Raw genomic sequence first — 21613 nt, forward strand, 5'->3', positions numbered from 1 at the left:
CCGGCTCTCTCGAAAACCCCCGCTCTCCGGGGAAGGATTTCCTGCTATAAAAAAACGACGGGTAATTTCTACCCGTCCGGGGCAATTGTCTGCACTTTCCGCCCCCACATCCACGCAAGCCCGCCACGCCGTTTTAAATATTTTAAATTCACAATCATCTAACGGCCTAGAGAATACTGGAATTCCGCCCTCCCGCATGCCTTCCCCTCCCACCGGATGCCGGCAGTTTTACTGCGTTGGCACACCCGGTGCATTAGGGTAGTCAACCTAACAGCAAGGAGGTCGAAACATGGCTTTTCATTTTATGTCAATACTAGGGCAACGAACCAGAGAACGGCATCAGCTTTTTGCTGAACCACACCTGATCGGCACACCCACACCCATTCCCCGGCTTTTCCCGATCCTGTGGCGCATGATCCGCATACACCGGCAGAAGCAACTGAGTCACAACAACACGAACGGAGTACTGAAATGAAAGAACAAGCAATCATTATGACCTGGCCGGACCACGCGCGGCTCACCAAACTGCTCGAAGAGCATCGTATCCAGAATCCTCGTGCAGACCGCAAAGCCTTTGAAAAACTGGGTCGGGAACTGGCTCGAGCGCAACTGATGACCGCACAGGACATTCCCGCAAATATCATTACCATGAATTCCCAGGTACAGGTTTTCGATTTGGAACTCGGCGATGAATACACCTTCATACTCTCCTGGCCAGGTGAAGCTGATATATCCGAAAACCGCATCAACGTACTCGCCCCGTTGGGCATGGCCCTGCTCGGCAGCCGCGCTGGTCAGGAAATCGAATGGCCGCTTCCGGAGGGAAAATGCCGGTTGCGAATCGATAAAATCCTGTTTCAACCGGAAAACAATACAACATGCGAGACATGCTGAAGGAGATGTAAAAATGAATCACCAACCGATCCGGATGGCCGTACTGGCTGCATGCGGAACTGAAGAGGAAATGTTCGGGTATGCGGAACTCTTCGCACCCCGTAATGATGTCCGCCACCACCATGTGTTTATTCCGGGATTCGCCCTTCCGAAAGACGAAGAACGGGCGATCACTGAAACCCGGCATCTCGCCGGAAACAGAAAACTCGATCTGATTATATCCGAGTGGCTGAACAACACCCGGGCTATGCAGGACCTGCTACAGCTCGCCCAGAAACGCAGGTTCCCGGTGGTTTTCGTGCGGACTGCACATGAACCGCAGATTAGCCGAATTGTGGTTGCAACGGGAGGCGGCCCAAACGTCTATGAGCAGATGTGGCTGGCGCGACAGACGGCAGCCAGGCTCAATGTTCCCATGGAGATCCTGCACTGGACTCCGGCATTGGATTCCGCCCCGCGCGATGGTCCCGAAGACACCGATCCGCTTGAAAAAATGTGCCTGCGCCTATTCGGCATGCAGGTGAATACAATTCACTGCTGCGGCCCTGATTTTACAGGCACGGTGGCCGATACGCTGCGTCCGGACGATCTGCTGGTGATAGGGGCTCCAAGTCCGTTACGGATGGTGGCCGACTTTTCAGACTCCCTGCCCGATCAACTGGCCAGGACGGTTCCGAATCCGATGATCCTGTTGTCGACCCCTTCGCCGAATCACACCAACCTGCGCCGTCTCCTGTGGGGCCGGCTGATCAAACCCCGGTTGCATTCCCGCCCAAAAAAAGAAGTGTTGGAAGGCCTGATAGACAACCTTATACGCCATAACCAACTGCCGCCGGGAAGTAGAAAGGATATGCTCGAACGCGCACTGCAACGCGAGCAGGCGTTCTCCACGGCTGTGGATTGCGAAACAGCCTTCCCTCACATTAAACTGCCGGGTTTCTTTGGCGTAGCAGGTACATTGGGGATTTTCCCCGACGGCATCGACTTCGGCAGCGAAGACGATACGCCGACACGCTTTGTATACCTGCTCGTTACCCCCGAAGGATTTTGCGACGAATATCTTGCCATCCTCTCGAAAATATCCAGGCGAATGCTTGATCCTGCAGTCCGCAAAGCCCTGCTGATCAGCAAAACCGCAGCTGAGGCCGTTGAGATTCTTGAGCCGCACCAGGATCTTCCGCTCGAGTGCACTTTGTATAAACCGATCACTCACCGGCAACAGAAAGCCGCAGCGCTATAACGCTCTGCCGCAGCAGTCCCGGACTATGGAGAATGTTTATCGTTTCATTGAGCATGATTTCCGGTGGACCTGCCGTGGTGCGGGTACCGGGGAATATTTCCCCGGATGCGGAATCAGACCGCACTCTTTCCTACAGCGCACCCGGTATCTGCCGGATGCAGCTATGGCATATACAAAAATTTCCTTCACTTCATAATTCATCGCTTCCGTTGGTGATATACCTATTTTCCCGTCATTAATATTGCTCCGTTCCTCTCGAAAACCATCCGGTTTCCCCCCGTTGGCATATCTGGTGCATAGAGAACCCGACCTCGATAGCAAGGAGATTGGAATTTGAGAACAAAACGGACTGCGGGTCTGCTGAAGCTGGTGCAGGAACGCAAGAAGCTTCTGGCTGATACCTATATGGTCGTCAGCAGCTCAGCCACCCCTATTCCCCGGCTTTTCCCGACGTTGCGGCGTATTATGCGGAAAGCGCCGGGAAATAAACGAGAATTACCACTGAACCCAAGAAAGAAGGAATACAGAAATATGAAAGAATCATCCATTATCATGACCTGGCCCGACCACGCTCATCTTACTGAACTGGTCGAGAAGGAACGCAGTGCTGCTTCCCCCGGTACCGATCACGACGCCATAGAAAAACTGGCCAGGGAACTGGCCAGGGCTCAACTGGTGGCCGGATGCGATATCCCTCCTGATATTGTCACCATGAACTCCCAGGTCAGAGTTTCTGATCTGGATCTGGGCGATGAATACACCTTCACGCTCTCCTGGCCCGACCGGGCAAATGTCTCGGAAAACCGGATCAATGTACTTGCCCCGCTCGGAATGGCGTTACTGGGCAGTCGCGTTGGACAGGATATTAAGTGGCCGCTGCCCCAGGGAACCTGTCACCTGCATGTGGAGGAGATCCTGTTTCAGCCGGAAAACAATATGGTCAGAAGCGCAGGCTGAAATATGTCGGGAATAACATCAAAGCAGACCCATACAGCCGTTCTGGCAACGCCCGGAATGGAAGAAAAAATGCTCCGGTATGCACGCCTGCTGAGCGACAACCGGAACGCTGATCTTCACCACATTCCTATCCCGGCGATTGCCGTTGCTCAGGACGAAGCCGTCGCCGTTGCCGAAGTCCGGAACCTCTTCTCCTCCACGAAGCTGAATCTGCTCCTTTCCGAATGGATGAAAAGCCCCCGGGCCATGCAGAATATGATTCAACTCACCCGCAGACGCGGCGTAACCGGCATTTTTTTCCGCACAGGAAACGGACGTAAAATCGGCAGGATCGTGGTGGCAGTCGGCGGAGGCCCGAATCTCTATGAGCAGCTGTGGCTGGCTAATGTAGTGGCCAAACACCACCGGCTTCCGGTTGCGGTCCTCAACTGGGCCGACGGAATCAGAAATACATTCAGCACATCCACGCCCGCAATAGCTGACCTCGAAAAAATAAGCGTACAGCAGCTCGGTATGGAGATCGAAATCCTGGAATACTCAGGCCCTTCGCTGGTCGATGCCGTACTCAAACATCTCCGCCCCGACGATCTCCTGGTTATCGGGGCCCCAGTCCGTTGCGGCTGGCCACCGATTTTACCGGATCACTGCCCGACCAGCTTGAAAAACAGACGGATCATCCACTGATCATGCTGGCCCGCGCCCCGCAGGAACAAAACAGTCTGCACCGCCTGTTCTGGGGACAGCTGGCCTGTCCGGACTTAAAGGTGCGAAACAAGGAAGAGGCCCTGGAAAAGCTGGTGACAAACCTGATCCGCCATAATCAGCTTCCGCCCGGAAAGAAAAGATCCATTCTGGAACGCGCCCTCAAACGCGAACAGATTTCATCCACTGCGGTGGATTGTGAAACCGCCTTTCCCCATGTTGCGCTGCCGGGATTCTACGGCGTGGCCGGAAGTATGGCCATCTGTCCGGACGGGGTTGATTTCGGGAGTTCCGGCGGCAAGCCGTCCCGCTTCCTTTTCCTGTTGATTACGCCGGAAGGCTATTGCAGTGAATACCTGGCCATCCTTTCAAAAATATCAAAACGGATGATCGATCCGGCTGTCCGTGCAGCATTGCTGAAGGCGTCATCGCAGCAGGATATCCTCAACATTCTGGAACCTGCTCCGGATGAACGGTTCGCAATCAACGCATCGCCCCGACAGCGACAGAAACAGCATGCAAAGCCATGATTTTCCCCATCACCGAATACGACGCTGTTCCCGGCGGTAAACCCGCTATTCTGGAAGGAATCTTCCGCAAACGTTAATACCCCGGAAATTACGCGCCCTTTGCTCCGCAAAGAGGCCCGTCCTACAACCATGTAGGACGCGGTTTCCGCGGGGGCCGCGTTTTCAAGATCGCCAAGAGGAAGACGCCGATCAGCCGGGGCGCGCCCTTTTTTCGTAAAGAAGCCCGTTCTGCACCTTGTGTACACTCCCCGGGTGCAGATCACATTTCCCACATAAAAACCGCATTCACCCGACACAAACGTCAGGGAGCCAGCCGTTTAATCGTCCATCCATCGCCGGAACGGGTGTATTCGAAACGGTCATGCAGCCGATGGGCACCACCCTGCCAGAATTCAATGATCCTCGGTTGTACCCGGTAGCCGCCCCAGAAATCAGGTAATGGAATTTTTCCCTGACTGAATTTTTCCTTCATGGCATTAAACTGCTTCATCAGCATCTGCCGCGACGAAATCGGCCGGCTCTGTGCCGATGCCCACGCCGCCAGCTGACTCTCGGCCGGACGGCTTGAAAAATATTTCAATGATTCCGTCAGACTGACCCGCTCAGCCGTGCCGCAGATCTTTACCTGACGTTCCAGCATATGCCAGGGAAAATGCAGACTGACCTTTGCATTATCCGCCATATCCTGTGCTTTACGGCTTTCATAGTTGGTATAAAAAACAAAGCCCCGCTCATCCAGATGCTTTAGTAATACAATCCGCTGGCTCGGCTGTCCCTCCGCATCCACCGTAGCCAGAACCATGGCCGTGGGATCGGTTATCTCCGCCTTTACCGCCTGATCAAGCCAGCGTTCAAACTGCCGGACCGGATCTTCCGACAAATCCTTCCGATGCAGTCCCTCCTTCAGATATTCCCTGCGCATGGATTCCAGATCAATCATGTTCGTTCCTTTCAAATCATCGGGCGCGACCTTCTGAAACCTGCCCACCATGGGCATGGTTGAAGCGCTCAAGCAGGGGAATATAATGCCGGTACCGTTCCAACGGAATATTGTTCTGCCAGAATCCGCCCAGGCGGGCAGCCCCGATACTGCCGAAAAAGAAAACCACGATACACACCGCATACATCCAGGGCCGGATTACGAAACGATGTCCCCGGGTACTCAACTGCAGCGTCTTTTTGACCGGGCAAACCGCCACGCACCGCAGACAGGCATGACACTCATCGGACCGGACCGCCCCCGCACAGTGCACCCTGATATTCGCCGGGCACACTTTCGTGCATTTCCGGCAGTCAATACAGCTCCCGGCATCACGCCGGATTTTCCAGGGACTCAGCCAACTGGTCATGCCGAGCAGGGCGCCATACGGGCAGAGGTAGCGGCACCATACATTACGGACCAGCAACGACAGCAGTGTGAGCACCGAAAGCGTTACAATCGTGGGAGTTGATGGATCGAGAAAAAAGACCAGCATCTTCAGATCGGCGATCTGATTATACGGACTGTAGATAAAGGCTTTCAGTGCTGAACCCGGCATCTTCAGCAGAATGATCCAGCAGAAAAAACCGAGCAGCAGATATTTGATACTGCGCAACAGATAATCGAACCACCGCCGCACCACCAGCGGCTGCCGGAACAGCAGTTTCTGCACGGCGTTCAGCATTTCATTAATCACTCCAACCGGACAGACCCAGCTGCAGAAACCCCGCTTCAGCAGCAGGGCGGTCAGCAGAATCACAAGAAACAGCACCAGTCCCGCCGGATGAATCCGGTTGAAATCACCGGACACGATCCAGAGCTTCAGGCTCATCAGCGAACTGATCGGCAGAAAGGCCTCCACCCCCGGCGGCCGTTCAACCACCTGTTCCGCCCCAGCTGCCAACTGCTGATAAAACAGATAAAACCGGAACCCGATCCAGATTGTGGATGCCGCAAAAATTCCCTGCACCAGCCTCCGCAGCAGCATGGCATCACTGCATTTTTTCAGAATTTCACCACGGTTCATTCGAAGCCCTTTCGCCAGTGCGTTAAAAGAGCCGTTGTAATCGAATTTAAAACCGCCCGCCTTGATCCGGATCAAGAAACCGCAGAACCCCGGAACAGCTATTCACCCTCCATATTTCCCGTTCGGAATCTTTTTCACTATACACGAAAAACGGATCGATTGCCCGTTTCAGATGGAGGAGCCGCTAAAACGCAACCTGCAACCCGCCGATCACCATCCATTGGGTTTCCAGCTGCGGGCCGTCGAGCTCCTGATACACCGGTGCACCGCCTTCGAGCGCCAGACGGACCGTGCTCCACCGGTAATCAATCCCCGCCAGCAGATCCACCTGCATGCCCGCACGCAGATCCGGGTCGGCCAGCGGGGTCATCATCGGATTCAGCTCCGGATCCGCGCCATCAATATTTTCCACCCGCGAACCTTTCAGACGCAGCGAAACAGCAGACGATTTACACAGATCGCGAGAACCCCAGATATTCAAGCCGTAACGATTGCCCAACGTATAGTCGTTATCATTTTCATTCAGGTAAAATGTACCGTTCACCTGCCCGCCCCAACCCCAGCCGTTAGCCAGACCGGTGTAGGTGATACCCGGGATCAGACCGAACGAACCGGAACCCGGCTGCATTGAATACGGAAGACGGCTTCCGTCATTTTCCTCATCAATCGAACCCGTCGGAAAACCGACCGCCAGATTGACCAGCAGCTGTTGGACCGATGACGACCAAAGGCGATACGTACCCGAAAGCTTCAGGTCTCCGAATCCTTCCGAGTTCATTTCCATGGGCATGCTCATAGCCCCCATTTCCATATCCATGTCATTGATGAGATACGGCAGCATCAGACCAATGGTCAGATCATTCATCGGCGTATACATCGCCCCGAACATATGCATCTGCATGTCCATGCTTTTCGGACGCATCATATAGCCCGAAACATCGTCATCGGTTCCATCCATGCTCATGAACATGTAACGATACGACGTCATCCAGGCCTCTTTATGATGCACATGATCGCCCATCACTCCAATCGGTGCACGCGGTTCGTGATTGCAGGCACACACCTCCGCACATCCGCAGTCCTCGCCGCATGCCGCACAGTCTTCGGCAGAGGCATCCGATACTACGACAAACAACATAACCGACAAACCGGCCAACCTATAACGTATCATTCTTCTCTCCTGGATATGAAAAGTCCCACAGGTACGAAAACCGGCCCACTCTGTCGAATTTCAATAAGCAACATTATCGGGCCGTTCCAACCGGCGGAATGCCGCAGACTGTACACAAACGCCTGCGCCCGGCTTTGAATAATCGTAGATCCGAGTGAAAATATTCTGAATGAGTCATATTGACTCTTATCAGTCCTTCCCATGAGTCAAAATGTATCGCAATTTGCTGCATCTCCGTAAAAATCCCTGTATTTTTACTTTTTCAGAACTGGTACACCCGATGCTTGAGGCGATTTTGCAGGCAAAATACCCACGGGATACCCGCAATTTTAACGGCCGCATTTCCCGCCTGTCATTATGTAAATAATCCTGATCAAGAAAGGGTTTTGATATGGCACAGCCCACTAGAAAAGCACTGTTACTGCATCCGGATGTGAACCGGGTTTTTTTCAGACCCTTCATGCCGAGTTCGGAAAACCGAACCATCAAAATTATCGCCCGGGTCATGTCACTCTCCGAGAGCCGGGTCAAAGCGGAATGCGCCCGGGTTCTGGCCGATTTTGAAAAACGTCACAGTAATCTGCGCGCATTTCTGCTCGAGCGCTTTGATGACATCAAAGAGCATCTCATCGCCGATCAGCCGATGTCTGAGGCCCGCAAACTGCTGCTCGGGGCCTATTTCACGCAGGAATATGCGCTGGAGGCCGCCGCCCTTTTCAACCCGTCGATTGTGCCGCACCCCGATCAATCCGGCACGAAAGAAGGCGAACTCCGCTTCATTCTCAGCCTGCGCTCCACCGGCGAGGGTCACATCTCCTCCATCACGTTCCGCACCGGAAGTGTCGATGCTTCCGGCTCCATTCAGATCGATCCGACCGAACGCTTTGTAACCGCCGCCCGGCCGGAGCCGAACCCAACCTATGAAAAGGAACTTTTCCTGCGCAAACTCGGCGAACTGGGACTTCAGTCCCCCTGGGTTAAAGAAGTCACCGCCGAACTGAAGCCGGAATTCACCCTGCTTCAACTTGAAGAACAGCTTCAGGCCCACCTCTCCCGTAACCGCTTTCTCGAATCCAGCCAGAAGGAGGCCGCCACTGCCATCCGTGCACTGGCCCACGCCAACTACGAACTGCGCTTCAATCCGGATCAGCCCATCAGCCAGCGCGCCATCTTCCCCTCCACTCCGGCGGAAAAAAAAGGATTGGAAGACGCCCGTTTCGTCGCCTTCCGGGACGGAGGAAAAACCACCTATTATGCCACCTATACCGCCTACGACGGTCATATGCTGCTTCCGCAGATTCTACAGACCGATGATTTTGTGAACTTCCGGATCAGCACCCTGAACGGTTCCCAGATCCAGAATAAAGGCATGGCACTGTTCCCGCGCAAAATCAACGGCCGCTACGCTATGATTTCACGGCAGGATAACGAAAACCTGTTCCTCATGTATTCGGATCACCCCCATTTCTGGTACGAAAAACAGGCGCTCCTCCGCCCTTCATTCCCCTGGGAATTCATGCAGATCGGAAACTGCGGATCGCCCATTGAAACCGAACAGGGCTGGTTGCTGATCACCCACGGCGTCGGCCCGATGCGCCGTTACACTATCGGGGCCATTCTGCTCGATCTCGACGATCCGTCGAAAGTCATCGGACGCCTTAAAACCCCGCTGCTTTCACCCAATGAACAGGAGCGCGAGGGCTATGTCCCCAACGTCGTCTACAGTTGCGGCGCACTGATTCACAGCGGGCGCCTTATTCTGCCCTATGCGGTCAGCGATCGCTCCACTACGTTCGCCACGTATGAACTTGATCAGATTTTTGAATCCATGAATACGAATCGTTAAACCAACAGGAGACCGATATGAGAATAGGATTTGTATCCACGTTTCCTCCCATCGAATGCGGAATTGCCACATATACATATGATCTGGAAAACGCGCTGCGCATGCAGAACCACGAAACCTTCATTATCGCCCCGCCCGGCGCAAAGGGCAGCAACGTACACATTGCGCTCTCGACCAACGGGGCAGCACCTTTTGCCGAACAGGCGTTCAACGTGGCCTGCACCCAGACTCCGGACTGCATCCACGTGCAGCACGAATTCGGACTCTACGGAGCTCAACGCGGTGTGGAGATCATCGGATTCCTCACCCGTTGCAGCATAGCCGGCATTCCAACCGTAACCACGTTGCACACGGTAAACAGCGATTTCCCGCATACTGAACGCGAAATCATCCGCCGCATCGCCACCGAAAGCCGGGCCCTCATCGTACACGAACCGGAACAGCGCAGAATCCTGCACCGCTTCGCTCCGGAAGCCGCCGACCGTATTCACGTCATCCCGCATGGCGTACGTAACACCGCCCCCATTGCCCGGGCCAAACAGAAACTCGGGCTCTCCGGAAAAAAAGTGGTGCTGCTCTGTGGCTATTACCGCCCGAGCAAAGGATTTCACCGGGCACTGAACTTCATGCCCGACGTTTTCCGGCAGTTCCCCGACACCCTGCTGGTTCTTGCCGGAAAAACCCGCAATGCCGCCTCCGACCATTATCGACAGGAACTGGTGGAACAGTTCAGACAGGCCGGCTGCTCCAACCGCATCCGTGTCTTCCACGGTCAGTTTCCCCAATACACCTTCGATGCCCTGATTTCCGCCGCCGATGTCGTGGCGATGCCCTACGAACGCGGCGCGCAGAGTGGAATTATGGCCCAGTGCATTGCCATGGAAACACCGGTGGTCGCCTCGGATCTCCCCGCGTTTGTCAACGCCGTCGGAAAAACCGGAGCCGGACTGATTGCCTCTTCAGATGAAGCCTTCAGCCATCAGATTATCCGCCTGCTGAGCGATTCCGCTTTACGGAAGAATACCCTGAAAAACATCCGCCGCTTTAAACAGCGCAATGCCTGGGTAAAGATCGCCCTGCAGCATGAAAGCATTTACACCGGACTGCTGCCGGCCGGCACAGAATACATCTATCTTCCGCCTCCAGATGCCGGAGGTATTCCCGAGAATATCGGGCTCGATACCCCCGATTTCAGTCCGCGCCCTTCCGGCGGAACCTCCCAGCGATGGAGGACGGCCCATGATTAAACGGCATCCTGAAAACCCGCTGATCACCGCCGCTGACGTTCCGCCGTCCAACCCGGCCTACCGGGTTCGCGGAGCCTTCAACCCGGCGGCAACGGAATACAACGGAGAAATCATCCTGCTTCTGCGCGTCGCCGAGGATGTCCCCCCGCAGGAGGGACGTATCGCCGTGCCCTACGTGACATTCACCGATGGAAAGGGCCGGCCGGACGTGCTCGATGTTGCCCTGGACGATCCCGACGTGCAGCTCAAGGACACCCGCGGCGTGGTTTATCAGGGGCAGGATTATCTCTCCACCCTCAGCCACATCCGCCTGGCCCGGAGCTCTGACGGCATCCGTTTTTCTGTTGATCCGGAACCCTTTCTTTTCCCGGCCGATGAAACCGAAAAATTCGGCGTCGAAGATGCCCGCATCACCCGCCTCGGCGAAACATGGTGGATCAATTATACAGCGGTTTCAGAAGACGGCTGGTACACCAAACTGGCCTCCACCCGCGATTTCAAAACCGTCGAACGGCACGGCTGTATTTTCCATCCGCAGAACAAGGATGTCTCCATCTTCCCCGAAAAAATAAACGGGAAATACTGCGCGCTGCACCGCCCGAACAACAGCGGTTTCGGCCGCCCCTCCATCTGGTATGCCGAATCTCCGGACCTCATTCACTGGGGAAACCACCGTTGCCTCATCCGGCCGCGCGACACGGAGTATGAACGGCTGAAAATCGGTGGCGGCGCCCCCTGCATCCGCACCTCAAAGGGCTGGCTGCAGATCTACCACGGCAAGGGGGATGGAGAGCGCTACAGCCTCTTCGGCCTGCTGCTCGATGCCGACCATCCCGACCGGGTGATCGCCCGCGGCGAAAAGCCGCTGCTCCAGCCGGAAATGCCCTACGAAAATGAAGGCTTTTTCCCGGGCGTGGTCTTCACCAACGGCATCGTTGAGCGCAATGGCATGCTCTATATCTACTATGGCGCGGCCGACGGCATCACCGCCCTGGCCACCGCCGACAAGGAGGAACTCGCTGCAGCACTGCTCCATAGCCGGTAGAACCGGCTATACCGTCAGTTGTTTCAAACTTTCCGGACTGTTCAGCTCGTCCCCGATCCACGGAGAAATCACGGTCTGTTTCGAGGACAGTCCGGAGGCGATTTCCTTGATGTAGGTCGTTTCGTGCAGCCCTTTGGCGCAGAGCACCGGATCCGTCGTACCGGATACCGCAAAACTGCGGTTGATAATCCAGCCGTACGGTTCAATATCCGCGCGGCGGAGATCGCGCTGCAGGTCGGCGGCCTCGTGCGTCGGGGTGGCTTCCGGCAGCGCAACGATCAGCACTTTTGTAAATTCCGGGTCGCGGATACGCGGCAGCAGCTCTTTCACTTCGGCCGGAATATCGTCGGCGGACTTGGCGACTTCGCGGTGATACGCCTCGGTCGAATCGAGCAGCAGCAGCGTGTGTCCGGTCGGCGCCGTATCGAGCACGATAAACTGGTCCGACCCCTTCGCCACCGTCTGGGCAAACGCCTGAAACACAGCAATTTCTTCAATGCACGGAGAGCGGAGTTCCTCCTCGAGCAGCGCCAGATCATCCTCCGAAAGCTTCCCGCGGTTCTTTTCGAGAATGCCTTCACAATAGCGCTGCGTCTCCGCTTTCGGATCAATCCGGCTCACCTGCAGATTATCCAGGCCGCCGCCGATCGTTTCAGCTACATGCGCAGCCGGGTCGGTGGTGGACAGCAGGACCGAATGGCCGCGGCGCGCCAGTTCGGCGGCGATGGCGGAGGCCATGACGGTTTTCCCGACGCCGCCTTTGCCCATCGTCATAATCACGCCACGCCCCGGTGCTTCCAGGGATTGGAAAAGGGCGTCCCACTCACTGACGTTTTCCAGGGCATTGGAAAGCGCATCACGCAGCGCATCGGGAGCGTCCTGCCACGCCGGATCGGCCTGACCGCCGGCCACAGACTTCAAGGCCTCAACGCCCATCACGCCATGCGGGCGGAACGGCACCTCGCTTTTGGGCAGCGCCTCAAAAACAGCCGGCATGGCAGCAATCGCCTTCAACGATTTGAATGCAAAGGCCTGCCCGACCGCATCAGACGTTTCGTCGGCATAAACTCCGTTCAGAATCAGGTGCTGGTTCGTCAGGCCCAGCTCTGCCAGCTCAGTACTGGCGCGCGCGGCTTCAGCCAGGCTCATCGGCTCGGCGCGGGCCACGAGTGCCAGCAGGGTCTGCTCCGGATTTTTCAGCGCGTTAACCACCTGTTCATAAAGTGCTTTCTGATCCGCCAGCCCGGCAACCGGACCCAGACAGGAGGAGCCGGTTTCATTCCCGGCAATAAACTCGTTCCACGCCGACGGCAGATTCAGCAGCCGCAGGGTATGTCCGGTCGGTGCCGTATCGAGCACGATATGATCGTAACCGCCGATCATTTTTTCGTCGCCGATCATTTTGGAGAATTCATTGAATCCCGCAATTTCAACCGTGCAGGCCCCGGAAAGCTGTTCCTCCATCTGCTGCACCGCTTCATCCGGCAGTACGCCGCGATACGGCCCGACCATGCGTTCGCGATATTCTTCAGCCGCAACCATCGGGTTGATATTCATGGCGTCAAGTCCCGGAACACCGTTAACCGGCACCGGCTTTGACCCGAGATCCGTTTCCAGCACTTCATGCAGATTCGACGCCGGATCGGTGCTGATTAATAAAACCTTTTTTCCTGCTTCCGCCAAACCGACCGCCACCGCACAGGACATCGAGGTTTTACCTACCCCGCCCTTGCCGGTGAAAAACAGAAACCGTGTCGCTTTATTCAATAGTGCATTCATATGACCTCACCCGCCTACTCATATATATTAAAGGCAACCAAGCCTTCGGTGACTGTTCAGCAACAACCGGTACAGCCGGAACAATCCTGCACATCTAACAAAATCTCCGCCATGCCAAGTCGTTCAGCCAATGTTTTCAACTCCGGATATTTTCCGCTGCTAACCACCTCATCATCAATCATCACAAACGGCAGCGCATCCGTGCCTTTTTCTTTCAGTACGCCGGCAACCGGTTCTTTGGTATATTCAGCCGGTTCCTGTGAAAGATTATAACGTTCCACTTTCACACTGCACGGATCGAGGTTTTTCAGAAAGTTGGCTAACTGCACCAGTTCGGTATCCACATCCGGACCGCAAACTCCGGAAGAACAGCACATGGCGGGATCATAGATTTTCAGTGTTTTCATTTCATTTCTCCTGATAGTTCTTCAAGTGTATCGGGCAGTGTTTCCACAAAGGCACGGATCTGATCGCGCACTTCCCGGTAAGCCGCAAGCTGCTCTTCTTCCGAACCGCCCTTTTCAGCAATTTCTTTTGCCATCCGCGGGGGATCATCGAAACCGACGTGCATCACTTTGGCCCCGCCGGGAAAAAACGGGCAGGTTTCGTGAGCGTGATCGCAGACGGTAACGACATAATCGATCTGCGCATCTTTGAATTCGTCGATGTGCTGCGATTTGTGGCCGGAAATATCCACCCCGGCCTCGGCCATGACCTTCACCGCATTCGGATTAAGACCATGTGTTTCAATACCGGCGGAACAGACATCGATTTCAGCGCCCTTCAGCGCGCGGGTCCAGCCCTCAGCCATCTGACTGCGGCAGGAGTTTCCGGTGCAGAGATACAACAGATTTATTTTTTTACTCATTACGTTCCTTTGGGTTAATGCTGAACTGCGGAATGTACACAACGAATATTCATGCGGATCGACATCCATGCCTGCCGCGACTTCCACGGCTTAACTGGCATTAATGCTTAAACCAGCCCTGGGTCCGGTTGGCAAAACTGACCAGTGCCAGCATCACGGGAACCTCCACCAGCACCCCGACAATCGTGGCCAGTGCCACCGGCGAGCTGGTACCGAAGAGCGCAATCGCCACCGCCACCGCCAGTTCAAAAAAGTTCGACGCACCGATCATTCCGGCCGGGGCCGCCACATTGTACGGAAGCTTCATTACTTTTGCTCCCAGATAGGCAATAAAGAAAATCAGTGCAGTCTGGAGAATCAGCGGCACCGCAATCAGACCGATGTGTACCGGGTTTTTGATAATCACATCGCCCTGAAAAGAGAAGATGATCACGAGAGTAAGCAGCAGCCCGGCAATCGTCGTATTGCCGAACTTTGGAAGAAACGTGTTTTCAAAATATTCCTTCCCTTTGGTCTTCAGCATATGCCCGCGCGTCAGCGCCCCGGCGGTCAGCGGCACCACCACAAACAGAACCACCGAAAGAATCAGCGTATCCCACGGTACAAAAACATTACTTACGCCGAGCAGGAATTTAACGATCGGCACAAACGCCACCAGAATAATCAGGTCATTCGTCGCCACCTGCACCACCGTGTAGGCCGGATTGCCCTTCGTCAGATGACTCCACACAAACACCATCGCCGTGCACGGTGCCGCGCCGAGCAGCACCGCACCCGCCAGATAGTCTTTCGCCAGATCCGCCGGAATCAGGCTTTTAAAAAGCACATAGAAAAAGAGCCACGCAATGCCGAACATGGTGAACGGCTTGATCAGCCAGTTCACCACCCAGGTCAGATAAAGCCCCTGCGGATTTTCACCCACATGCTTCACCGATTTAAAGTCGACCTTCATCATCATCGGATAAATCATGATCCAGATCAGTACCGCCACCGGAATCGATACATTGGCATATTCCAGTTTTCCCAGAAATTCCGGAATCGCCGGCAGAAACCGCCCGATCAGAATCCCGGCCACCATGCACAGCGTCACCCATACCGTCAGATATTTTTCAAAAAAACTGATGCCTGTATCTTTTTCTTCGCTCATAGCTATTCCCAATTTTATCTTTCGCTCCGACCTCATCCGCGAAACGGCGCTGCCATCCGCGGTCTTCTTCTGATCGAATAAACGCTCTAGTTCGGACAGCAATCCTCGCCGCGCTGCATCCGGCACAGATCCTCTCGCGTCATACTCACAATTTTTTCCAGGGCCTGAAAATCGGCATTTAATTCATCCGTATCAGTCCTCGCTTTTTCCAGCCACTGAAACAGCGGTTCCGACCCCTCCGGCTTCGTCAGAAAATAATAAACCCAGCGCCCGTCCTTACGACTCCCGACCAAACCGGCCCGCTGCAGAATGCCCATATGGCGCGATGCCGTCGCCCCGCTCACCTGCAGCAGCTCCGTCACCTGACAGGCGCAAAGCTCGTCATACCGCCCCAGCGCCGCAATCACCCGGAACCGGTTTTTATCCGAAAGCGCCTTTAAAATATTTAATGTTGTTTCCATGGCCCTCTTTATAGTTAGTCATTTAGCTAAATGTCAAATTAGAATTGTGTTAACTGCGTGAAATCAGAAAAAGACTGCGCATCCTGCGCTTTAAATGAATACGGTGTTCATCTATTCATGTTTGGTTTTTATATGAGGTACTTATGTCTGAAGCGTTTTTTGAACATCCAATACTGAATTCCCCATACGCGTATCCATCCCGCCATGGGGAACTGGATAAACAGGGGCAGCCCACACAGAAAATTGCCGAAGCCCGACGCACAGCGGCGGCAGTTTCGCCGGGAGGTTCCCTATGAATGCCGTAAAATACCACGCCGGTAAATTTCCACCGCAGAAACTGGATCTGGAACGACTGTTGCCGCTGATCGATCCGGCCAGTTCGGCCGTAGCCCGCTACGACGGCGTACTTTCGGCCATTCCAAACGTCGCCGTATTGCTCAGCCCGCTGACCACCTAGGAAGCGGTGCTTTCGTCGAAAATTGAGGGCACACAGGCTACCATGGGCGAAGTGCTTGAATTTGAAGCGGAAGACGGCCGGAAAAAAGTTCCTGAAGAAAAACGGAAAGATATTCAGGAAATCCTCAACTACCGCCGGGCGATGCGCCATGCGGAAGAACAGCTGCAGACCCTGCCCCTCTGTCAACGGGTCATCAAAGACGTTCACCGGATTCTGCTGGACGGCGTGCGGGGCCAGGGGAAATCCCCCGGAGAATACCGGCGTGTACCCAACTGGATCGGCCCCCACGGCTGCACCATGGAAGAGGCCCGGTTTATTCCCATATCCGCCGGTGACCTGAACGATGCAATGGGGAAATGGGATCGCTATATCAACTCCGACGCGCCGGACCGGCTGCTTCAGCTGGCCATTCTTCATGCCGAATTCGAGGCCCTGCACCCTTTTCTCGACGGAAACGGACGCCTGGGCCGGATGTGCATCCCGCTCTTTATGCATCAGGCCGGACTGATCCAGCGCCCGATGTTTTACATCAGCGCCTATTTTGACGCCAGCCGCGACGAATATTATGACCGCTTGCTGGCGGTTTCCCGCGATGACGACTGGAGCGGCTGGTGCGGCTTCTTTTTAAACGCGGTGCGCACCCAGGCGGAGCGGAATCTTGAAAAAGCCACAGCCGTTCTGGATCTCTACAGCCGGATGAAGCTGAAAATGGTTGAAATTTCCCACTCCCAGTTTGCGATTCACGCCTTGGATTGGATTTTTGAGAAACCCATTTTCAGCAGTACGGATTTCATCAAAGCTTCCGGCATCCCCAAACCCACGGCCTCTCGTATTCTTCAGGTGCTGAAAGACGAGGGGGTGCTGGACGTTTGGCGACAAGGACGAGGCCGTCAACCGTCGGTTTACGCCTATACAGAGTTGTTGAATGTTGCAGAAGGATACCAGGCATTTTGATTAAGAGCACCTATAGTATCTTCAAGACGGAAGGAACGCAATATGGAGTGGTTTTAGCGCTTACGTCTCACTTTTTAAACACAAAGGCATTTGTGTCTCAAAAAACGTAAAAAATGAGACACAAAGGCGTTTACAGCTCATACGTGAGATGCAACAGCACACCCCTTTTATTCGGTAAGTTGCCAAAAGAATATTTTGAAGAAGCAGAAGCATGGCAGGCGGAAAGAAGAAGCTACACCGTCTCAACGAAATGAAATTAAAAGTTGTGTTAAACCCGGTGTTTTTTCAGATTGTTGCAAAATCGCGCCGATCATATTTATAAGGGCAGACCATTTTTATTACGAAACGAAGGACAGCTGATGGCGACTAAGTTTTTTACGAATGAGGAGAAGAATACGCTTCTGAAAAAATTTGAAGGGGTTTTTGCTCACAACCAGAACATTCAGTTCTTCGATGCGTTGGTCGGATACTTCCGAGCCTCCGGATATTTTGCCTTACGGCCTCATCTGGATCACGTGCCGCATAATTCGAATTCTCGTCGGCATCAATGTGGATAATCTTCTGGCTCGATCTCACGTAAAGAGACTTTTGTTTAAAGGGAACCCGCAGCAAACCATCGAAACCTTTCTTCAGGAGGCGAAAGAGGATATTCAGATCGGCGGTTGGCCGCCGTCACGCATCGTCTCTTTTATTCATTCCAACCCTCGAAAATGCATGGTCCTTTCCTGGATACCCGAAGGTCTGATGCGCCGCATCAGATGAAGACCGCTCCATCTTGACGCGTATCCGATCTTTCACTACACCTTGCGCCATGGAACCGAAAAAAACAAAACCGATTCGCGCGGCCGTTGCCACTAAAGACGGCATTTCCATTAATCTGCATTTTGGTCACGCCAAAACGTTCTGGATCTATGAACTGCAGGCCGGTCAATTTACACTGCTGGAAAAGCGGGACGTCGATCATTACTGCCAGGGCGGATCCGGCGATTCCTCGGCCATGCAGAAAATTCTGCAAACCCTGACGGATTGCCGCTGGGTATTTGTTGCCCGCATCGGGGACGGACCGATTGCAAAACTCAACGCCATCGGCGTCGAACCCGTGGATACCTTTGCTCACCTGGGCATCGATGAAGCGCTCAAGTCGCTTGCCTCCCAGCTGGACGAACCCGCCGGCGGTACAGCCTCGGAATAACGCACCGGGTATTGCGGAACTACGGTTCGGCCGGCGTTTCGTGGATGCAGCATTCGTCTTTTAGAAATTCGATCAGTTCGTCCAGACGTTCATATTGCGGCGCACAATACAGCGTCCGGCCCTTCCGGCACTGTATGACCAAGCCAACGGCAACCAGTCGGCTGATGTGGTGCGATAACGTGGAAGCCGGGACATTCAGTTCCGCCTGAATGGCTCCGACCGGAACCCCCTGCCGACCGCCTTTGACCAAATATCTGAAAATGGACAGGCGCGTTTCATGCCCCAGTTCCGCCATCTGTTTTGCCGCGTCCTTTATCTGCATGAGTGCCCTTCTATAATTCCATGTTTCTAGAAATATGGTTTGACGATACTCTTCGTCATACATATTTATATTTCCACGAAAGTAGAAATATCGATGAGGAAAGTCAATGGCATTGCCGATTGACCGAAAAAACATCGTTAAGGAATCAGGTATAGAATATGAATCGTGTTCAGGAAATCGCTATCGAAGCCGGCCGCGACGGGGCCGGCGGGGTGAACGGATGGCTTTCTGAAATCATCAGCCGGGGTTTATCCGAACTCGACACCGGGCTCTCGCCCGACCTGACCGCCGGAATTTCAAAAGCCCTTGCAACGTTTATTTTTATCTTTGCCGAACTGACCCTGCTGTTTCTCTCCATCAGTTTCATCATCGGCATCCTGCAAAGCTATATTCCCGCCGGAAAAATCCAGCGCATGCTCAATAAAAAACGCGGCTATATGATGGCGGCACTGCTGGGTGCCGTCACGCCGTTCTGTTCCTGTTCGACCATACCGTTTCTGAAAGGGCTGATCCGGGCCGGTGCCGGCTTCGGCGGCATCATCGTCTTCCTGCTGGCCAGCCCCTTGCTCAATCCCATTATTATCGGTCTGTTCTTCATCAGCTTCGGACTGAAGGTCGCGATCTACTATTTTGCGGTTGCCATGGGCTTTTCGATTCTTGCCGGCATCCTTCTGGAACAGCTGGGTTTCCAAAAATATATCCGGCCGATCAGCAGCACAGCGGATGAACCGTGCGGATGCGCCGAACCCGCCTCGGAAAGCAGCCCCTGCTGCGATACACCGACGGCAAATACACAACCGGCCACATGGAGCACACACTGCCGGAAAGCGTGGAAGCAGGCTGTTTCCGATTTTAAAGGCGCTTTCTGGTTCATGCTGGGCGGAGTACTTATCGGCTGCATAATCTACGGTTTTGTTCCCGAATCCTTTATCAGCCGTTACGCCGGCGGCAGCAGTCCGCTGGCCGTACCGGTGGCGGCGGTTGTGGGCGTTCCGCTCTACATCCGTGCCGAAGCGGTCATTCCAATCAGCCTCGGACTCGTCGATAAAGGAATGAGTCTCGGAGCCGTAATCGCCTTCATCATCGGAAGCGCCGGAGCCAGCCTGACCGAAGTCGTGCTACTCAAATCCCTCTTCAGAAACCCCATCATCGCAGCCTTTCTGATCGTGGTATTCACCATGGCTATTCTTGCCGGCTATCTGCTGCCGTTTTTTCTCTAACCAAAGGAAATATCTATGAAAAACAAAACCTCTTCTTTCAGCTTCTGGGTCACTATCGGCAGCGGTTTTCTTGCGCTGTTAGGCTTTGTCTCCGGATGTGCCTTTCCCGCAATCGCCGCTTTACTGGCCGCATTGGGCGTGAGCAGCGGATTCATCTCCGTCATCAAGCCACTGCAGCCCTGGCTGATTTCAATGGCGGCCCTCTCATTGGCTTTCGAGTTTTATAAAGCCTACCGGCCTTTACCGAAAAACGCTCCATGCTGCGGATCACGAACCAGAACACGCATTGTGCTCTGGTCCCTGCTGGTGATTTTCGTCGGATTAATGATTATTGGAAAAATGAAGTCCATGCCGGCCGATCCAGCAGACACACCTTGCACGATCCCCGCCCAGCCGTCCACCTGTCCGGCTTTTTTCCAGCCGGAAACCGGTTGCAGCCAATAAGACCGCTCTGCCGCCTCCCTCCACTCAGGGTGCCATATAAATCAGGCTTTGTGATCCTGTGGCCGTTATGCTTACATTTCCTCATGAAATTCAAGCACATTATCTGGGACTGGAACGGAACGTTGTGGGACGACACCTGGCTCTGTACCGACATTAATAATCATATGCTGGAACGCCGGGGTCTGCCGCGGATCGATATCAGAGTATACAGAGATAAACTGATCTTTCCGGTCGATCAATATTACTGCCAGCTGGGTTTCGATTATTCGAAGGATCCCTACAACGTGCTGGCCGAGGAGTTTATCGAAGAATACACCGACCGGCGATTCAGCTGCCCGCTTCATGCCGGTGCAAGAGAATTGATCGCCGAACTCCAGACGCTGAATGTTCCCCAGGCCGTTTTATCCGCTTATCAGCATGATACGCTGATCGAAGCACTGAACCATTTCCAGCTGCTGAACTGTTTTGATGAGGTCATCGGTCTGAATGATATCTATGCGGCCGGCAAAGTGGAGAACGGCTTGAGGTATATAGGGAACCTGAAAACAGATCCTTCCGAAGTTCTGTTCATCGGCGACACCCTGCACGATTTCGAAGTGGCCACAGCCATGGGCGTTAACTGCGCGCTCGTCGCTCATGGACACAACAGCCGCCCGCGCCTGGAATCCACCGGTGCGCCGGTGTTCGACGATATCGCTCGTCTCCGCGGATACATACTCGGCTGAAATATCCGGCATATCGACTTCCAGAAGCAACCCACAGATTTTGCTAAAGAGGCTTTTTTCATAGGGTCGAGACGCGAGCGCTTGGCTCGGGTGCTCCATTTCTTGAGATACCATTCTGCCCAGTATGGGCTCGTGTAGTTCCAGAAGAGCCGGAAGCTTTTCTTGAGCAGATAAGCGCGGACGCTCTTCAGGTCGTAGGTGAGCTGGAGGGTGCGTCGTCGAAACACAACCATTCTCCGTTTTTTATCAGCTTCGCATCTCATTGATTTAAAATTGGTTGTGACACATTTTTTAGGCCGCTCGCAAAAATGAAAAAGGAAGTCTATTAAGCCCATTTTCCTTTCTCTGTTTTTTCGGACGGGTTGTAAACGAAATTCCCCTCACCATTTTTGCCGTGGAAAACCGA

General features: G+C 54.1%; 22 protein-coding genes and 1 pseudogene. 13 read left to right on the forward strand and 10 right to left on the reverse strand.

Annotated features, from left to right (window positions below):
* The first annotated feature begins 471 nt into the window (after positions 1-471).
* The 5 genes from EGM51_12740 (at position 472) to EGM51_12760 (ending at position 4323) form a co-directional block, all read left to right on the forward strand.
* Positions 472-894 carry a nucleoside diphosphate kinase regulator gene (locus tag EGM51_12740; GenBank protein ID QBG48216.1) on the forward strand — a complete coding sequence of 141 codons (423 nt, stop codon included), beginning with the start codon at positions 472-474 and terminating at the stop codon, positions 892-894.
* 13 nt (positions 895-907) lie between these two features.
* Positions 908-2134 carry a PTS sugar transporter subunit IIA gene (locus EGM51_12745; GenBank protein QBG48217.1) on the forward strand — a complete coding sequence of 409 codons (1227 nt, stop codon included), beginning with the start codon at positions 908-910 and terminating at the stop codon, positions 2132-2134.
* Between the two features lie 333 nt (positions 2135-2467).
* Positions 2468-3091, forward strand: a complete 624-nt coding sequence (locus EGM51_12750; protein ID QBG48218.1) for a nucleoside diphosphate kinase regulator — start codon at positions 2468-2470, stop codon at positions 3089-3091.
* A gap of 3 nt (positions 3092-3094) precedes the next feature.
* Positions 3095-3775, forward strand: a complete 681-nt coding sequence (locus EGM51_12755; GenBank protein QBG48219.1) for a hypothetical protein — start codon at positions 3095-3097, stop codon at positions 3773-3775.
* A 2-nt stretch (positions 3776-3777) separates the two neighbouring features.
* Positions 3778-4323, forward strand: a complete 546-nt coding sequence (locus tag EGM51_12760; GenBank protein QBG48220.1) for a PTS sugar transporter subunit IIA — start codon at positions 3778-3780, stop codon at positions 4321-4323.
* A 301-nt stretch (positions 4324-4624) separates the two neighbouring features.
* Here EGM51_12760 and pdxH read toward each other — a convergent pair whose 3' ends face one another.
* The 3 genes from pdxH to EGM51_12775 form a co-directional block, all read right to left on the reverse strand.
* The gene (gene pdxH, locus EGM51_12765; GenBank protein ID QBG48221.1) at positions 4625-5263 is read right to left on the reverse strand and encodes a pyridoxamine 5'-phosphate oxidase; all 639 of its coding nucleotides are present in this window, start codon (positions 5261-5263) and stop codon (positions 4625-4627) included.
* Between the two features lie 16 nt (positions 5264-5279).
* Positions 5280-6404, reverse strand: a complete 1125-nt coding sequence (locus EGM51_12770) for a 4Fe-4S binding protein (protein ID QBG48222.1) — start codon at positions 6402-6404, stop codon at positions 5280-5282.
* 109 nt (positions 6405-6513) lie between these two features.
* Positions 6514-7500, reverse strand: a complete 987-nt coding sequence (locus tag EGM51_12775) for a transporter (GenBank protein QBG48223.1) — start codon at positions 7498-7500, stop codon at positions 6514-6516.
* A gap of 391 nt (positions 7501-7891) precedes the next feature.
* Between EGM51_12775 and EGM51_12780 the strand changes: the two genes are divergently transcribed.
* From EGM51_12780 to EGM51_12790, 3 genes are read left to right on the forward strand one after another with little or no spacing between them, the layout of a single operon-like run.
* Positions 7892-9346, forward strand: coding sequence for a glycosidase (locus EGM51_12780; GenBank protein QBG48224.1), 1455 nt, complete (start codon positions 7892-7894; stop codon positions 9344-9346).
* A 17-nt stretch (positions 9347-9363) separates the two neighbouring features.
* Complete coding sequence (locus EGM51_12785; GenBank protein QBG48225.1) at positions 9364-10593, forward strand: glycosyltransferase; 1230 nt, start codon at positions 9364-9366, stop codon at positions 10591-10593.
* Positions 10589-11638 (forward strand): glycosidase, encoded by a 1050-nt coding sequence (locus EGM51_12790; GenBank protein ID QBG49311.1) that lies wholly within the window; start codon positions 10589-10591, stop codon positions 11636-11638. The genes EGM51_12785 and EGM51_12790 overlap by 5 nt, the downstream gene beginning before the upstream one ends.
* Positions 11639-11644: 6 nt before the next feature.
* Here the strand turns inward: EGM51_12790 and arsA are convergent, their stop codons facing one another.
* The 5 genes from arsA to EGM51_12815 form a co-directional block, all read right to left on the reverse strand.
* Positions 11645-13417: an arsenical pump-driving ATPase gene (gene arsA / locus EGM51_12795; GenBank protein QBG48226.1), complete on the reverse strand. Its 1773-nt coding sequence runs from the start codon at positions 13415-13417 to the stop codon at positions 11645-11647.
* Between the two features lie 56 nt (positions 13418-13473).
* Entirely contained in the window at positions 13474-13824 is a 351-nt protein-coding gene (arsD, locus tag EGM51_12800; protein QBG48227.1) for an arsenite efflux transporter metallochaperone ArsD, read from the reverse strand.
* Positions 13821-14285, reverse strand: a complete 465-nt coding sequence (locus EGM51_12805) for an arsenate reductase ArsC (protein QBG48228.1) — start codon at positions 14283-14285, stop codon at positions 13821-13823. Before EGM51_12805 ends, arsD begins: the two co-directional genes overlap by 4 nt.
* 100 nt (positions 14286-14385) lie before the next feature.
* Positions 14386-15432, reverse strand: coding sequence for an ACR3 family arsenite efflux transporter (arsB, locus tag EGM51_12810; protein QBG48229.1), 1047 nt, complete (start codon positions 15430-15432; stop codon positions 14386-14388).
* Positions 15433-15518: 86 nt separating this feature from the next.
* Positions 15519-15893, reverse strand: coding sequence for an ArsR family transcriptional regulator (locus tag EGM51_12815; GenBank protein ID QBG48230.1), 375 nt, complete (start codon positions 15891-15893; stop codon positions 15519-15521).
* A 292-nt stretch (positions 15894-16185) separates the two neighbouring features.
* Here EGM51_12815 and EGM51_12820 point away from each other — a divergent pair.
* From EGM51_12820 to EGM51_12830, 3 genes and pseudogenes are all read left to right on the forward strand, one after another.
* Positions 16186-17304 (forward strand): annotated as a pseudogene (locus EGM51_12820) (Fic family protein).
* Positions 17305-17727: 423 nt separating this feature from the next.
* A complete protein-coding gene (locus EGM51_12825) occupies positions 17728-18066 on the forward strand; it encodes a hypothetical protein (protein ID QBG48231.1) in 339 nt (112 codons plus the stop codon).
* A 49-nt stretch (positions 18067-18115) separates the two neighbouring features.
* Positions 18116-18496 carry a dinitrogenase iron-molybdenum cofactor biosynthesis protein gene (locus tag EGM51_12830; GenBank protein QBG48232.1) on the forward strand — a complete coding sequence of 127 codons (381 nt, stop codon included), beginning with the start codon at positions 18116-18118 and terminating at the stop codon, positions 18494-18496.
* Between the two features lie 19 nt (positions 18497-18515).
* On the opposite strand, the gene EGM51_12835 is transcribed toward EGM51_12830, so the two are convergent.
* Entirely contained in the window at positions 18516-18818 is a 303-nt protein-coding gene (locus EGM51_12835; GenBank protein ID QBG48233.1) for an ArsR family transcriptional regulator, read from the reverse strand.
* A gap of 158 nt (positions 18819-18976) precedes the next feature.
* Between EGM51_12835 and EGM51_12840 the strand changes: the two genes are divergently transcribed.
* Both EGM51_12840 and EGM51_12845 read left to right on the forward strand, forming a co-directional pair.
* Positions 18977-20038 (forward strand): permease, encoded by a 1062-nt coding sequence (locus EGM51_12840; GenBank protein QBG48234.1) that lies wholly within the window; start codon positions 18977-18979, stop codon positions 20036-20038.
* Positions 20039-20295: 257 nt separating this feature from the next.
* Positions 20296-21207 carry an HAD family hydrolase gene (locus tag EGM51_12845; protein QBG48235.1) on the forward strand — a complete coding sequence of 304 codons (912 nt, stop codon included), beginning with the start codon at positions 20296-20298 and terminating at the stop codon, positions 21205-21207.
* Here the strand turns inward: EGM51_12845 and EGM51_12850 are convergent.
* Positions 21117-21542, reverse strand: a complete 426-nt coding sequence (locus EGM51_12850) for a hypothetical protein (protein QBG48236.1) — start codon at positions 21540-21542, stop codon at positions 21117-21119. The genes EGM51_12845 and EGM51_12850 overlap by 91 nt on opposite strands.
* Positions 21543-21613: the final 71 nt, after the last annotated feature.

This window comes from Verrucomicrobia bacterium S94, assembly GCA_004299845.1.
Lineage (GTDB): Bacteria > Verrucomicrobiota > Kiritimatiellia > Kiritimatiellales > Pontiellaceae > Pontiella.